Source organism: Pontibacter vulgaris (assembly GCF_022758145.1).
Classification (GTDB): domain Bacteria; phylum Bacteroidota; class Bacteroidia; order Cytophagales; family Hymenobacteraceae; genus Pontibacter; species Pontibacter vulgaris.
The window spans coordinates 904956-918922 of the sequence record NZ_JAJVDH010000003.1 but is presented as its reverse complement, the minus strand read 5'-3'; the positions used below and the strand labels follow the sequence as shown (position 1 = coordinate 918922).

14 protein-coding genes and 1 pseudogene are annotated in these 13967 nt (G+C 45.1%); 7 read left to right on the top strand and 8 right to left on the bottom strand.

All coding sequences use genetic code 11. The features are described from left to right. Nucleotides 1-56 precede the first annotated feature (56 nt). The 4 genes from LWP20_RS09325 to LWP20_RS09310 all read left to right on the top strand — a co-directional run bounded on the left by LWP20_RS09325 (nt 57) and on the right by LWP20_RS09310 (nt 2929). The gene (locus tag LWP20_RS09325) at nt 57-1346 is read left to right on the top strand and encodes a sugar MFS transporter (RefSeq protein ID WP_242927854.1); all 1290 of its coding nucleotides are present in this window, start codon (nt 57-59) and stop codon (nt 1344-1346) included. Nucleotides 1347-1568: 222 nt separating this feature from the next. Further along, entirely contained in the window at nt 1569-1901 is a 333-nt protein-coding gene (locus LWP20_RS09320) for a hypothetical protein (RefSeq protein WP_242927853.1), read from the top strand. A 143-nt stretch (nt 1902-2044) separates the two neighbouring features. Next, nucleotides 2045-2368, top strand: a complete 324-nt coding sequence (locus LWP20_RS09315) for a hypothetical protein (protein ID WP_242927852.1) — start codon at nt 2045-2047, stop codon at nt 2366-2368. 63 nt (nt 2369-2431) lie between these two features. Beyond that, a complete protein-coding gene (locus LWP20_RS09310) occupies nt 2432-2929 on the top strand; it encodes a DUF4112 domain-containing protein (protein WP_242927851.1) in 498 nt (165 codons plus the stop codon). On the opposite strand, the gene uvsE is transcribed toward LWP20_RS09310, so the two are convergent. From uvsE to LWP20_RS09290, 4 genes are all read right to left on the bottom strand, one after another. Then, nucleotides 2924-3817, bottom strand: a complete 894-nt coding sequence (gene uvsE, locus LWP20_RS09305) for a UV DNA damage repair endonuclease UvsE (protein ID WP_242927850.1) — start codon at nt 3815-3817, stop codon at nt 2924-2926. The two genes, LWP20_RS09310 and uvsE, sit on opposite strands and share 6 nt — an antisense overlap. A gap of 181 nt (nt 3818-3998) precedes the next feature. Further along, on the bottom strand, nt 3999-4631 hold the full coding sequence (locus tag LWP20_RS09300; protein WP_242927849.1) for a carboxypeptidase-like regulatory domain-containing protein: 633 nt from the start codon (nt 4629-4631) through the stop codon (nt 3999-4001). 256 nt (nt 4632-4887) lie between these two features. After that, on the bottom strand, nt 4888-5508 hold the full coding sequence (locus tag LWP20_RS09295; RefSeq protein WP_242927848.1) for a hypothetical protein: 621 nt from the start codon (nt 5506-5508) through the stop codon (nt 4888-4890). Nucleotides 5509-5812: 304 nt separating this feature from the next. Then, nucleotides 5813-7060 (bottom strand): metallophosphoesterase, encoded by a 1248-nt coding sequence (locus LWP20_RS09290; RefSeq protein ID WP_242927847.1) that lies wholly within the window; start codon nt 7058-7060, stop codon nt 5813-5815. Between the two features lie 162 nt (nt 7061-7222). Between LWP20_RS09290 and radC the strand changes: the two are divergent. Next, a pseudogene (gene radC / locus LWP20_RS09285) lies at nt 7223-7928 on the top strand (RadC family protein). 143 nt (nt 7929-8071) lie between these two features. Here radC and LWP20_RS09280 read toward each other — a convergent pair. Further along, nucleotides 8072-8272 carry a YwbE family protein gene (locus LWP20_RS09280; protein ID WP_242927846.1) on the bottom strand — a complete coding sequence of 67 codons (201 nt, stop codon included), beginning with the start codon at nt 8270-8272 and terminating at the stop codon, nt 8072-8074. A 310-nt stretch (nt 8273-8582) separates the two neighbouring features. Here LWP20_RS09280 and LWP20_RS09275 point away from each other — a divergent pair, with 310 nt between their 5' ends. Then, nucleotides 8583-9644, top strand: a complete 1062-nt coding sequence (locus LWP20_RS09275; RefSeq protein WP_242927845.1) for a beta-propeller fold lactonase family protein — start codon at nt 8583-8585, stop codon at nt 9642-9644. A gap of 69 nt (nt 9645-9713) precedes the next feature. On the opposite strand, the gene LWP20_RS09270 is transcribed toward LWP20_RS09275, so the two are convergent. The 3 genes from LWP20_RS09270 to LWP20_RS09260 form a co-directional block, all read right to left on the bottom strand. Further along, the gene (locus LWP20_RS09270) at nt 9714-10229 is read right to left on the bottom strand and encodes a hypothetical protein (protein ID WP_242927844.1); all 516 of its coding nucleotides are present in this window, start codon (nt 10227-10229) and stop codon (nt 9714-9716) included. Between the two features lie 85 nt (nt 10230-10314). Beyond that, on the bottom strand, nt 10315-12153 hold the full coding sequence (locus LWP20_RS09265) for a pyruvate kinase (RefSeq protein ID WP_242927843.1): 1839 nt from the start codon (nt 12151-12153) through the stop codon (nt 10315-10317). Nucleotides 12154-12346: 193 nt separating this feature from the next. Next, the gene (locus LWP20_RS09260) at nt 12347-13111 is read right to left on the bottom strand and encodes a creatininase family protein (RefSeq protein ID WP_242927842.1); all 765 of its coding nucleotides are present in this window, start codon (nt 13109-13111) and stop codon (nt 12347-12349) included. 202 nt (nt 13112-13313) lie between these two features. Between LWP20_RS09260 and LWP20_RS09255 the strand changes: the two genes are divergently transcribed. Next, nucleotides 13314-13949: a DUF1684 domain-containing protein gene (locus LWP20_RS09255; protein WP_242927841.1), complete on the top strand. Its 636-nt coding sequence runs from the start codon at nt 13314-13316 to the stop codon at nt 13947-13949. Nucleotides 13950-13967 lie beyond the last annotated feature (18 nt).

Below are 13967 nucleotides of genomic sequence, written 5' to 3'. Positions count from 1 at the left end.
GTTAATTGCCAAGCAGCACTAACTGATTGCACAGAATAACCTACAAACTAACCACAATGACAAAAGTAGCTTCCACTGCAAAGGATACCGCAGTACAGTCAAACGGATCAAATTACACCAAGTATATTATGATCATCGGGGCCTTGTTTTTTATTTTCGGTTCCGTTACCTGGCTTAACTCCGTACTGATTCCTTACCTGAAGTTAGCCTGTGAGCTTACTAATTTTGAGTCGTACCTGGTAGCCTTTGCTTTTTACATTTCTTACCTGGTAATGGCCATACCATCGGCGTGGGTTTTAAAGGTAACAGGCTTTAAAAAAGGTATGGCTGCCGGACTTGCTGTAATGGCAATAGGTGCATTGGTATTTATACCTGCCGCCTTAACGCGTACTTACAGTGTTTTCCTGCTGGGACTATTTGTACAGGGTACTGGCCTTGCTTTGCTGCAAACAGCATCTAACCCATACATTACCATTCTGGGCCCTGCCGAAAGTGCTGCAAAACGCATCAGCATTATGGGTATCTGCAACAAAATAGGTGGTATGCTGGCTCCAATTATACTGGGTACCATTGTACTGCTTGATGCCGACTCTCTGGTTAGCAAACTGGATACACTGAGCCTTGAAGAAAAAGCATTGGAATTGAATGCACTGGCTGAACGTGTGATAACGCCATACATTATTGTGGCTGTTGTGCTGGTAATACTGGCTGTACTTGTATTGTTATCCTCTTTACCGGAAATCGATACTGACCAGGAAGACGAAACGGTAGCAGCTGCCAACACTAATAAGAAAAGCATTTTCCAGTTTCCGCACCTGGTGCTGGGTGTTATTGCCCTTTTCCTGTATGTGGGCGTGGAGGTAATGGCCGGTGATACGATTATCAGCTATGGCGCTTCGCAAGGTATAGCGCTATCTACTGCTAAATTCTTTACATCGTTTACATTGGGTGCCATGCTGGTAGGTTATGTTATCGGTATTGTAGCCATTCCTAAATATTTGAAGCAGGAAAAAGCCTTACAAATTTCAGCTATTTTGGGCGTTGTGTTTTCTATAGCTGCTATACTTACAGAAGGTTATACTTCGGTATTGTTTATCGCTCTGCTAGGTTTGGCAAACTCACTGATGTGGCCTGCTATCTGGCCGCTTGCTATTTCAGGGTTAGGTCGTTTTACAAAAATCGGTTCTTCCCTTCTGATTATGGGTATTGCCGGTGGTGCTATTCTGCCATTGGTTTATGGCTCGCTTTCAGATGCGTTTAACTCGCAACAAGCTTACTGGATAATGGTGCCTTGCTACCTGTTTATCCTGTACTATGCTGTGGCAGGCCATAAAATCAGATCATAATATTGTTATACTTCAGAACAGGCTTTAAGCACTGTATCAGAAAACCAAAGTATAAAAAAGGCGCAGCTACCATAAGCTGCGCCTTTTTTATGTTGGCTAAGGCAGGCTTAAGTAAATTTAGGGCTTGAGCATCAGTGGTTTTTATGGATTGAGGTTTGAAGTTTATACTTTTGTAAGGCGCTTTACGTTAAGGTGCCAGAAATACGTTTACTAAACTTTATCATGCAAATTTTAAAACACGGGCTATTGATGCTGGCAGCGGTTGCTACGCTGGCTTCATGCTCCTCTTCTAAGAAAACATCCAGGTCGGGTAGGGTAATTGTAGTGGAAGATGGTAGAAATGTGCGTATAGGTAGTTCTAAAAAAGATAACGGCCTGCACAAAGGCTGGTACAAGAACCCTAATAACCCACACCACCCCTATACTACAAACCCTGGACACACCAAACACAAAAAAGGAGGGAATACGGTAATAATCAAGAATTCTGCTTCTTCGTCGGCTAAGGCTGCGCCTGGCAAAAAAGGCAAGGGTAAAGGAAAAGGCAAAAAGCATTAATACCCAAATACATCAAAAAGAGGTCAGCTTAACGGCTGGCCTTTTTTGTTTTATGATCAGTATAGTAAACAGAATATTATATAACATTATTTATCTGTTTTTGTGTTTTGTCGTATATGTGCCTATGTTTAAAATAGCTACACATGAAACAGATTTTACTCAAACCGTTACAACTACAGCAAGTATCCGAAGAAATCATAAGTACAAAAGCACAAGTGCCAGATACAGGCATAACGCGAAAGCCGGTTTTAACCTCGGCTTTACAAAGTATAAGTATACTGCTGCTAGTGGTTGTTATACTTGCTTCCTGCTCCCCGCTTAAAAGAAGCAGCAAAGCCATAGTTATAGATGAGTATGGCCACAGCATGCGCTACGAGAATGGTAGGAGAGAGAGCAAGCCAAGTAAAAAGTGGGATAAAAAATCAGGCGGTAAAAAGAAAAATTATAAAAAACGAAACCGCTATTAAGCCGGATCTGCCTCATAATTTACCTCTGCTTACCCTTTGGCGGAATGCTCCGTATAAGCGCTTATGGCCCTTGAAAACACACATTATACGCGCACGCCGCAATCTGAAAAGCTGAAGTGGGTAGACCACATTGTAAAGCTGATGGATAACCAGTTCCGGTTGCCGGGTACTAATTTTCGTTTTGGTTTAGATCCTATACTTGGCTTGTTGCCCGTTGCCGGCGACCTGGCCTCGTTTGGTGTTTCGGCTATGCTGGTAATGACCATGGCCCGACATGGCGCCAGCGGAAAAGTGGTGGCGCTTATGCTTTTGAACATTGCATTCGATACGCTGCTGGGTAGTATACCTGTACTGGGCAATGTATTCGATTTTTTCTTTAAGGCCAACCAACGCAACGTAAAACTGCTGCGCAGCCACTACGAAGAAGGCCGTTATCAAGGCAGCGGCAAAGGCATTATTATAGGGGCTTTAGTGGGTATTGTGTTACTGTTTATACTTTTGTTATGGGCGCTATGGCAACTGGCCGAGTGGATTTACCATTTAATAGGGAGTTACCTATAGCCGGCCCATAGCGCGGGCTACTTCCAGGGCTTTTCTGGCGCTGCCTTCTTTGTCTTTAATTTCCAGCATTACATCCAGTTCTGTGCCTTCGGTTTCTACCAGAAAGTCATGAAACAGGTCTTCCTGTATACTTTGGATGTGTTTGCCTTTGCGCTCGCCCGGCGATTGCGAGCTATAATCCATCATTAGTACGCCATCTTTTTCGGGGTGCCAGGTGCTGGCTGCCAGAAGTACAGCTTCGCTTAGCGGTTCGCCATTATTCACACACTCGTGGTGCAGGTTATCAAGTATAACGGGCATGCCGGTTAATTCATGCAGTACAAGGCAATCCTGTAAACTATACGTCCGGTCGTCGTTCTCTACACAGAGGCGGGCTTTTACGGCATCGGGTAACTGGCTGTGGTATACTTCGGCAAAACGATGGATCGCACTCCCTTTATCGCCGTAGGCACCTCCGCCATGTATCTGTAATTTTGCAGTGCTGTCGAGGCCCATCAGGTCAAGTATAGAGCCCTGGTAAACCAATTCTGCAATGCTGTTCTTTACTGTGTTCTGGTTAGGAGAATTAAGCACCACAAACTGATCGGGGTGCATGGAAATACGCATGTTATGCTTCTTAATAAAATCGCCCAGCCGCCGGAAGGTCATCTTGAAATGCTCCTGCCAGTTATAGGAATTAATTTCGTGCGAGGCAAAAGGTACGAGCCCGGAGGTAAGGCGGAAGAAGAGCAGGCCATGTTCGAGGTTATACTCCAGTATGCGGCGCAGGCAGGCCAGGTTCATTTCTACAGTTTGTATCAGGCGCTCTTCAGAATAAGATGCCAGCCGGAAAGTTCTGGCTGAGGAACAATCCAGTGTCTCGTTCATGCACGGGTAACCAATCTTCATAGTGTCAGGTGTTAGTATTACCTAACCTACGCAGCAGCTAAATGTTCAGACGAAAGTATAAAAGGCGCTCAAAGGATTTGTAGAAGTATAAAATTCTATACTATAAAGTTGTTGATAATCAGTTTTTAAGAATTTTTAAAGTATAATTTCCTCTATTCTGTATTTCAGGGATGAAAACTTATTAGTAACCTCTGTTATCCTTAAAGAACCTATTGTAGTTATCGCGCTCTTTTTTGCGGCGCTCCAGCTCCTGTTGCAAGTATAATTCCTGAAGTTTCTGGCGTTGCTTTCCTTCTTTGGAGAGCATCTCATACAGCATTGTCATGGGGCTGAGCATGGTAGCCGGTGTAGGTGGCGGGGGAGGGGGTGGCTCTGAGCCCGGAATATAGCCCGGGTTTTTAACCTGGCTGGTCTCTGAGCGTTTCATGTTACGGATAGCGCGCTGTATCATTTCCTCAGACGGACGGCTGGTAATTTCTACTTCGCCCAGCAGTACGCTGTCTTCCTGCAGCACTATCGTTGTTCTGATTTCTGAAACAGGTAATTTTTTAGGAAGGTACAAAAGCGGTTTATAGCCGATAGCCCGGATCAGGAGCGTGTCCTGCTGTTGGATATCAATAAGAAACTGGCCTTTTGCGTCAGAAACTACGCCTTTGTTGGTACCTACTTTAATAATGCCTGCCCCTGCTACAGGTGTTTTTTTGTCTGGTTGCAGAATGGTGCCGCTTACCCGTATGGTATGCTGTGCAGATGCTGGCAAAGTGCCCAGCAGCAGAATAACCAAAATGAAGTATAATAGCGGGTGTCGGAGCATGTAAAGGGGTGGTGGCAGCAGGTTAATGAAATATTAACTTATTACTATACGCCATAACAGGTTAAAAAATTATACCAACTCCGATTTAAAATATTGCAAAGTATAAAGTTATGCAAAGTTAACTAATACTGAAAGGCTATAATAGCGAAAGCCTGCAGCTACGGGCGCTGCAGGCTTTCATTTAATAAGGTATACGTAAACCTAAAAGCTTAGTTTATCTTTTGGTAAGCTTTCATAAGCTGGTTTTTTATAAATGCTACATGTTGCTGTACTTGCTACGGTTTTTAGTATAGGTGCTATACTGCTCCGGCGTAAGTATGGCTTTCATATCCTTGTCGGTTTTTGCGTCTATTTTGGAGCGCTCAGCATTCATTTGGGTTTCTGTCATGTTCAGGTTATTGCCCATTGCATCGTTTTTCGCCGCGTTGCCTGTATACTTGTTTCCGGCATTGTTAGGGCGCGCGGCGTCCATGTTGGTGTTTTTGTTCATGGCCGAATCGTTCTCGGTATCGTTTTTGGCCTGGCCACCCATGCGGTTGGTTGAGCTGTAATTATACCTGTCTTCCAGGGCACTCATTTGCTGGTTGCGCTGGTACAAAACGGCGGCCACTTTATCCTGGGTAGCTTTGTCGAGTTTCATATCGGTTGCCATCATGCTGGCTGTGGTTTGTGCCTGCTTGCGGTACATCATGTCAGCATTTTCGTCTGCCGGAACATTGGTACTGGCGGGCTCATTGCCATAGCCCCTGATAGTGTTTGGGTCTACTTGCTCGTTCTTATTAGCATCTACCACTTCCGTAGTAGTTCCACGGTCTCCGTTACACGAAGTATAAAAGAGCGCACCTGCACAGCATACCGAAAAAAATATCTTCTTCATAATCATCCCTCTTAATGAAATTAAAATGTAATGGCTCCCGAAATAGTATAAAACTAATTTTCCAGAACCACTCATTTTTTACGGTATGCCCCTGATTATGTTCATTAAAGCTTATGTAGTATAAGCTGTTTCAGAGGGTTTTAGAGTGCAATTTAAATTGATGAATTACCACTCTATTGTCAGGTATTGATGCCTAAGAATGCTTTCGTGTATACTTTTTAAGGTAAGTTAGTCCGGGCGTAAACAGAAAAAGGGCGCGCATAGCGCTACGCCCTTTTCAGGTAGAAGTATAAGGTAATTGGCTTTAAGCTTTCTTCAGTTCGAATACCGTAATTTCTGGCAGAAAGCCCACGCGGCCCGGATAGCCTAAAAAGCCCAGGCCGGTATTTACATACAGGTACTGCTCTCCTTTCTTATAAAGTCCTGCCCAGTGCTTGTAAATGTACTGAACCGGGCTCCACTTAAGGCCAGGTATGTTAACGCCAAACTGCATGCCATGTGTGTGTCCGGATAAGGTCAGGTCAATGTCGGGGTAAAGGTGGTTTACTTCGCCATCCCAGTGTGAGGGGTCGTGAGAGAGCAGCACCTTGAACGGGCTTTCAGCCGTACCCTGATGGGCCTGGTGCAGTTTGCCATACTTCGGAAAGCCGTGTCGGTTGCCCCAGTTTTCTACCCCAAGTATAGCTATGTGCTCACCATCTTTTTCGATGCGGCGATGTTCGTTCAGGAGTATATCCCAGCCCATTTTGCCATGTGCCGCCACCAGGTTTCGCAGGTTTTGCTGCTTTGCCTCAAGGCTTTCCCAGGTTACATAATCGCCATAGTCGTGGTTGCCTAGTATGGAGTATACACCTTCTTTCGCTTTTATCTCTTTTAAGGTATCCAGGTGGTCAGTCAGTTCAACAGCCATGTTGTTTACAAGGTCGCCGGTGAAAAATACCAGGTCTGCCTCCTGCTTGTTAATTAGCTTTACAGCTTCTTTTAGAGGGGCTGTAGAAGTGAAGCTGCCTGTGTGCAGATCCGAGATCTGGAGCATTTTATAGCCATCAAAAGCTTGGGGCAGGTTAGGGAATTTGAGGGTAACACGCTTTACACGGTAATCATAAGCGCCTTTTACCATACCATAAATAAAAGCAGAGAAGGGTACAGCTGCCAAAACCAGGCCCATCTGGTTCAGGAAGGCATTACGCGATGGATCGAATGAGGCATCGGTGGAAGCGGCGTTTAAAGCCATTTTGCCCAGCCTCACCAGGTCATCTAGTATTAAAAAAACAACCACTACCAGCTTAGAGGCGAAAAGAATGAAAAGGGCGCTGGTAAGGTATGTCTTAAAAAAGCTAAGCGAAATGCTGCCACGTGTGGCAGTTATGAAGATGAAAGTTGCTGACGTTATGGCAAAAATCAACCAAAATAAAGTATAAATCACCCGCTGCCCCACCGGCGACAGGTTTTGTGTTACCGTTCTGACTGCCTGGAAAACGTAAAGGTCGATGAGAAACAGGATTAAAACTACAAGCCCTAATGAAAAGAACTTTGAAAGAAATTGTTGCATAGTATGGTTTAGAGGCATAAAAAGCTGTTGCAGTCTGTGCCTGATTAAGATTGATTGCTAAGTATTAAAGAACAAAATAAAAACTGAATTGGCTCCAGCTGAACTATTTCTTTAAAAATAGGATTCAGCTAACATTCTGTACCTATCAAATTTTGTACCGCAGTGGAAGAAAGTATACTTACGGCAGGCGCTTCGCCTTATCAGACATCGCTGAACATTAAAACCTGGGCCGAAGAAGACCGCCCGCGCGAAAAACTGCTGTTAAAAGGCAAAGCTGCCCTGAGCGATGCCGAACTGATTGCTATACTTATAGGCTCCGGTACACCCAAACTAACGGCTGTAGATGTGGCCAAACTTATACTTGCCGCTGTTGGCAACGATCTGAACGAGCTTGCCAGATTATCAGTGAAGGACCTGATGAAGCACAAAGGTATAGGAGAAGCTAAAGCCATAACTATAGTAAGTGCCCTGGAACTTGGCCGCTGCCGCCCGCACCCGCATAACCTGCTCTACCGATATTTACAATTACATAAAGCCCCAGCTACTCGACCTGCAGCATGAAGAGTTCTGGATCATACTTCTGAATCGTGCCAATGTGGTCATGAAAAAGGAAAGTATAAGCTCTGGCGGTGTAGCCGGAACTGTAGCTGACCCTAAGATCATTTTCAAAAAAGCGCTGGAGCAGCTGGCCAGTTCCATTATACTGGTGCACAACCACCCAAGCGGTAATACCAAACCCAGCGCCGCAGATATTTCCCTCACTAAAAAAATGAAAGAGGCCGGTCAGTTTTTAGACCTGCCTGTGCTCGATCACATCATCTTTACCGATACCGATTATTACAGCTTCGCCGACGAAGGACTGCTGTAGAATGGTGCAAAACTCCCTTCACATTTAGTAAAGTGTTTTAAATTATACTGCCTGAATATCAGGCAGGTATAGCGATATAGCAATATTTTTTAAACAATTCGAAAACGGCTCCGTAATTGGATTCGAAAATCGTGATCAAATAATCAGTCTTCTTCCATGATTTCCTGCACACGGCCTACTTCGCCGGTTTCAAGGCGAACTTTAATGCCATGCGGGTGAGTGGATGAGTTGGTTAGAATATCCTGAACATAGCCTTCGGTCAGATAGCCGGAGCGCTGGTCTTCCTTCATCACGATTTTTACTTTAAGGCCTGCCGTGATATTGGCGCGTTTAGTTGGGTTCATATTTACACATTTATAATGTTTGGAGCCTGAGCTTAGTAATATCACAAAAAAAGGTGCTTTAAATTAATTAAAACTATTGTTTATAATAAAATAGCGATTATTGAATCCTTTTTAACAAGTTTCTCCGTAATGGTAGTGTTTCAGAACCGTTAAGCATCCGTATCCCCGGGTGTGGTGCCTGAAAACTGGTGTTCCTTCCCCGGGCACCTGACCTTTTCTCAACTGATTACTATAAATTTTTATTAATACAAATTATACTTAAGCCACGGAATAGGCGTTTTATTCCACAAATAATAATATTTTAAAACCTATGGAAACCATGTCCTTTACAAAGATCAACTTCAGAAAATTCCTTGCCCTTCCGGTTATATGCTGCTCAGTTTTTATGATGACAGGTTGCGATGGCAACGACGACGGCGGCGATGATAATGGCGGCGGTACTAACCCTGATGCAGCGGCACGTTTATATGTTTCTAATGATGTAACTGCAGGCCAGCTGAGCATTTACGACCTGAATACTGATGCAACACTTCAGGCACCAAAAACGGTGCAAACTACGGCCAATAAAGGTAACGGTATAGCTGTAGCTCCTATTTCAGGACACCTGTTCCAGGTATCCCGCGACGAAAGAGCGATCCTGGTTTTTGCTGATGCAGCGAAATTAGCCGATAACGCTACTGTAACTTCTAAGTTCAAGCTTACTAATGTTACAAACGCACGTGACATTGCTTATGACGAAGCAAATAAGTTGCTTTATATCTCTAAGCCAAATGATAGCACCATCCACGTATTCAGCGATCCGTTGGCGCTAACTGGCGAAGTAGCAGCTACTAAAGTTCTGAAACTTGCTGGTGGCAAGCCTTGGGCTCTGCACTTCGATAGCAAAAACAACCGTTTGCTGGTAGCTCTTGACGAAGCAGCCCGTTCTATCGAAGTATACAACTCTCCATCTAGCTTAACAACAGGTAAAGTAACGCCAACAGCTAGCTTTAAAATTGCAGGTGCTTCACGTCTGCACGGTATAGCTTACTCAAGCGCAGCCAATGCACTGGTTGTAACTGATCTGGGTGCCAGCACATCTGCTACTGCTACTGATGGTAAAATCTACATCTTTGATAATGCCAACACGGTACTGTCTGGTGCAAGCGGCGAAATTTCTGCTACACGCACAATTACAGGTAATGCTACCAACCTGCTGAGTGGCCCGGTTGAAGTTACTATTGATGACAGAGAAGGTAAAAACATGATCTACGTTGCAGAAAAAAGCGCTAACAAGATCTTAGGATTCAAACTGAGCGATACTGGTGAAGCTGCTGCAACTATTAATGTAGCTGCTAATGCTCCTGAAAGTGTTTTCTTAGATATCAGATAAGGATCAACTCCTTCAAAACAAAAAGGCTTCCGGAAATAATTTCCGGAAGCCTTTTTGTTTTTTTACCTGTTACTCTATTGATGTAGTGATGTGCAGATATAGCTCGTCTTCGTTAAAGCCCCAGCGGGCAGGGTCAGTAACATCCTGTTTCCGGATTTCTATTTTACTTATATCGCGCAGGTCTGCCAATATCATTTCTTTTTCGGGTACAAGTTTCCCGTCAATTGCTACCCGCAAAGTTTGCTGGGTTTTGGGTATAGTATACTTTGCATAAATCTGCTCCAGGCGTGCAAGGTTAGTCTGTTCTTTTAAGGAGATAATAACTGCCCCGTTCTTCGCCTTTTTTCCATACTTTGCTTCGGCCCCGGCTTTCAGTACATCCATACTTTTGATTCTTTCGGGGTTAAGGATAAGTGCCGGCATGCGGGTTTCCTGAGTGCCTACCAAAACAAGCGGGTCAGGTTTTTCAACAATCAGTTGGCGTTTTGTTAATTCCGGATGCTCGTACGCTGAGGGTGTTTGGGCCAACACAGGATGTGCAGCTAAGCAGGCCATTGTAAAGGCAGGGAGTAATATTTTTTTCATAGAACTGGTTGGCGTCAGGTAAGCTGAAGTATACTTTCAGGAAGTTACTAAAATTTTAATTATTAGCCTTGTGATTATCATGTAATTAGGGTTCCATGTCGGAAATGTGAAGGCTGCGCAGCATCGATGTTTTTTTGTTCTGGTGCGCCTGCATCCTGTTCACGATGTCATCAAGCATATTGATGGCCTGAATAATATGGGGGCCTTTGTTCAGCATCACGCAGTCGGCACGTTGCGACATGGCTGCATCGGTTATTTCGGCTCGCGAAGGGCGGCCTTTTTTAGCAAGCGTTTCGAGCACCTGTGTAGCCCAGACCACAGGCATATGAGCTGCTTCGCATAGCCATAAAATCTCTTCCTGTACTTCGGCCAGCCGTTGCCAGCCACATTCTACGGCAAGGTCGCCGCGCGCTATCATGATGCCTGCCGGGTAAGATTTCATAACGGCCAGCAACAAATGAGGCAGGTTCCGGAAACCTTCTTTCGTTTCTATTTTAAGCATAATGGGCAGGTCAGGGGTGCTTAACTTTTTGAGCTCCGCCTGCAAGTCTTCTACCATTTTTACATCGTTCACAAAAGACAGGTTAACAATATCGGCATGCTTAACTATAAACTTCAGGTCCTGCTTATCTTTTTCGGTAAGGCCGGGCAGCCGCAATTTGCTGTCGGGCAGGTTTATACCTTTATCGGCGCGTAGTTTGCTGCCACTATCTTTCGCAAAGGTTATTTTAATTAGCAAGGCATCTTCTCGAACGTCTTGTATCTCCCCTTCAATAGTGCCATCATCAAAAAGTATAGGCTGGCCTGTTTTTACCTGGTCAAAAATGGCTGGTAAGGTACACGATATATGGGCTGACTCCACAATATGACCGTTAGCATCAAATTTGGCCGGTTTCCCGGGTATGGCCTCGCGGTGAAGTATAAGTAAATCGTCTTTCTTCAAAAGTATAGGTACTTCAATAGCAGGTAATTTCCCTACAGTTGTGGTATGGTCTGCAGCAGAGTGGGTTTTAAGTATAAGTTTAAGTCCACTGGTTATGTATGATGTTTTAAGCAAGTGTGCTATAACGCCGTTCGCCTCTTTTTGCACCACAGAAAGCTTACGTTTGCGACCACGCGTATCCCTGAACCGGATAATATCGCCTTCCTGCAACTGATTTATCCAGGCTGCATCAACTGGCAAAGCTGCATCTGTAGTTTTAGGGGCAGGCGCACCAACCGGGGCGAGCCATACTTTAGCAGGCGAAGCAATCTGGCCAACTTCGTTTTGTATGGGGTGTATTACCAGCACTTCTGGGCCTGGAGCCAGTGGCCCGGTCCGTAGTTTAGGCCCCATCAGGTCGATCAGGATTTTGCACGAAAGCCCGGTTTCTTTTTCAGCTTGTTTTATGTTTCGGATCATGGCAAGCCAGGTTTCGGGGCTGTCGTGGGCGCAATTAATGCGGGCGCAGTCCATGCCGGCTTTGAGCATGCGCAGTACCAGGTCGTAATCAGTGGCCAGGTCCGTGGAAAAAGTAACCATGATGCGGGTGTTGCGCTTATTTTGCACTGGCCCTAGTAAGGCAGAAGTATGGGTGGCCAGAAGCTCCCTGTTCTCGAAATAAGATACTGCCAGCGGCCTGAGTTGGGGTTCGCACCCGATAAGAAAACAAAGGTGGTTGCGCACGGCCTGCAAACTGGCTAGCACATGCCCCTCAGCACGGCCCAACGACGAAAGGCCTAATTGCGCCAGTTCATCCTGTAAATTCCGGACATCGTGGTGACGCAGGGCCAGGTAATGCAACAGGTTGCGGGCGCTTTTGCTGAATCTAGGATCAATCTCTTTCAGAGTGGGGGCAAACTTTTTTTCAAGCGCCAGCGCTTCCTCAAAAAAAGTGTCTATCTGCAATTCCAGTGCGTTCAGCTTTTCTGTGTCCTGCTGCATGATGTTGGGCGGCAATGGTGCTGAGTTTACTAACTGAGGATCTTATGTTTAGGTTGTGCTATAGTTGTAGTTGGTAATGAAGTATGAAAAACAAAGTATGGGAAGTATAACTTCACTTGCCTCATAACCTCAGCATTAACTGTAGCAATGAGGATGCGCGTAGTTATACTTCCTGTTACTGGATTTGAGCTGTTTATACTTCGTAGCGGTTCCGGAAGTCGACCTGGGCCATGTCCTGCATCAGCTCGGCCATTTTCTGGGTTACTGCTTTAAAATAACGTTCGCCTTTTTCTTTGGTAGCGGCCTTTGGGTTGCCAATGCCCGTATCTTCTGTTACCATAGACCACTTGCGCTCCGACCAGGCCCAGCCTTCCTTTATGCCTCTTACTTTCGATTTACGCTCTTTGCCTTCGCCTGCTTCTTCCAGCGGAAGTACCAGGTCAGGGGTTAAGTATAAAATCAGGCTTGTTTCCATTTCATCGGCGTGGTCTCCCTTTTCATCAAAATACTCTTTTTTATCCAATGCCTGAAACCAGCTGCACGTTACCAGAAACATTTCCGGGTACTTTAGCCCCAGTTCGCGAAGTATAGGCTTAAAATCGTTGCCGCCGTGGCTGTTAATGATAAGCAGTTTATGAATGCCCTGCCGGTTTAGCACCTCCACAATATCTTTCAGAATCAGGAGCTGCGTGCTGGGGTTCAGGTTAATGTCGAGGGTAATATCGGATTGCCCTGTGTTTACACCAAACGGGATGGTGGGCAGTACCATCACTTTGGTGCCCTGTTCCCATGCAATGCGGCCTGCTTCTGCTGAAATGTAATCGGCCTCAATTACATCGGTGCCATACGGCAGGTGGTAATTATGCGCCTCTGTGGCTCCCCAGGGCAATACAGCCAGGTCTATTTGTTGTTCCTTTATCGCTTTCCAGTTTGTTTCTGCAAGAATGTACGGTCTCATTTCGCTGGTTTGTAAGTATGATGTTAAGTATAAAGTATAAACTACCTGCATACGTTTAAAAGTATACTTGTAGTAGGCGGCCCAATATAGGCAGATATCAAAAAGAAGGATAACGGTTCTTTAAAAATCTTATACCTGGTGTAAACTTCCTACCTCGCCGAATTTTTGCGAACTTTGCACTATACCATACTTGCAGATACTTATGCAGCGCCCTATAAAGCTTATCGTATTTGCCGGCATAGCGCTGGTGCTTTATTATTTCGTGAAAGAGTCGTTTCTGAGCGATGATAATTATCTCATCCCTTTAAAAAAGGAGCGGGAGGAAAAGGATTTATCTTTCAGAAGCAAAGAGAACAGCCCGTTCCCCAGCGAAACAAGCCAGAAATTCAGGAACCTGGTATACTTTGAGCCAAACCTTGATTACCGGGTAAGAGCCGAGGTAGAAAAGCTGCCGAAACAAGATACATTGCACATGCAAATGAATAACGGCACTACCGAGCCATACCTGCAATACGGTATTGCCACTTTCAAGCTGGATGATAAGCCGCAACGCCTTGTACTCTACAAAAAAGTGAACGAAGCAAAAGAACAGCTTTTTGTGCCTTTTACCGATAAAACCAATGGCTTTGATACGTATGGCGGCGGCCGCTACCTCGATGTGCCCTTTAAAGAAGATGCCAAGACAGTAGTACTGGATTTTAACCGAGCCTATAGCCCTTTCTGCGCTTATAACCCGGAGTATGTTTGCCCCGTGCCACCTAAAGCCAACCGCCTGACAGTGGCCATACCGGCAGGTGAAAAGACTTACGACCTGGCTAAAACTGGCGCTACAGAATAAAGCAAAGTATAGATCCGG

What these genes read in the sequence shown, in the direction of transcription:
- LWP20_RS09325 (WP_242927854.1), top strand. Translation starts at nt 57, where the DNA reads ATGACAAAAGTAGCTTCCACTGCAAAGGATACCGCAGTACAGTCAAAC.
- LWP20_RS09320 (WP_242927853.1), top strand. Translation starts at nt 1,569, where the DNA reads ATGCAAATTTTAAAACACGGGCTATTGATGCTGGCAGCGGTTGCTACG.
- LWP20_RS09315 (WP_242927852.1), top strand. Translation starts at nt 2,045, where the DNA reads ATGAAACAGATTTTACTCAAACCGTTACAACTACAGCAAGTATCCGAA.
- LWP20_RS09310 (WP_242927851.1), top strand. Translation starts at nt 2,432, where the DNA reads ATGGCCCTTGAAAACACACATTATACGCGCACGCCGCAATCTGAAAAG.
- uvsE (WP_242927850.1), bottom strand. Translation starts at nt 3,817, where the DNA reads ATGAAGATTGGTTACCCGTGCATGAACGAGACACTGGATTGTTCCTCA.
- LWP20_RS09300 (WP_242927849.1), bottom strand. Translation starts at nt 4,631, where the DNA reads ATGCTCCGACACCCGCTATTATACTTCATTTTGGTTATTCTGCTGCTG.
- LWP20_RS09295 (WP_242927848.1), bottom strand. Translation starts at nt 5,508, where the DNA reads ATGAAGAAGATATTTTTTTCGGTATGCTGTGCAGGTGCGCTCTTTTAT.
- LWP20_RS09290 (WP_242927847.1), bottom strand. Translation starts at nt 7,060, where the DNA reads ATGCAACAATTTCTTTCAAAGTTCTTTTCATTAGGGCTTGTAGTTTTA.
- LWP20_RS09280 (WP_242927846.1), bottom strand. Translation starts at nt 8,272, where the DNA reads ATGAACCCAACTAAACGCGCCAATATCACGGCAGGCCTTAAAGTAAAA.
- LWP20_RS09275 (WP_242927845.1), top strand. Translation starts at nt 8,583, where the DNA reads ATGGAAACCATGTCCTTTACAAAGATCAACTTCAGAAAATTCCTTGCC.
- LWP20_RS09270 (WP_242927844.1), bottom strand. Translation starts at nt 10,229, where the DNA reads ATGAAAAAAATATTACTCCCTGCCTTTACAATGGCCTGCTTAGCTGCA.
- LWP20_RS09265 (WP_242927843.1), bottom strand. Translation starts at nt 12,153, where the DNA reads ATGCAGCAGGACACAGAAAAGCTGAACGCACTGGAATTGCAGATAGAC.
- LWP20_RS09260 (WP_242927842.1), bottom strand. Translation starts at nt 13,111, where the DNA reads ATGAGACCGTACATTCTTGCAGAAACAAACTGGAAAGCGATAAAGGAA.
- LWP20_RS09255 (WP_242927841.1), top strand. Translation starts at nt 13,314, where the DNA reads ATGCAGCGCCCTATAAAGCTTATCGTATTTGCCGGCATAGCGCTGGTG.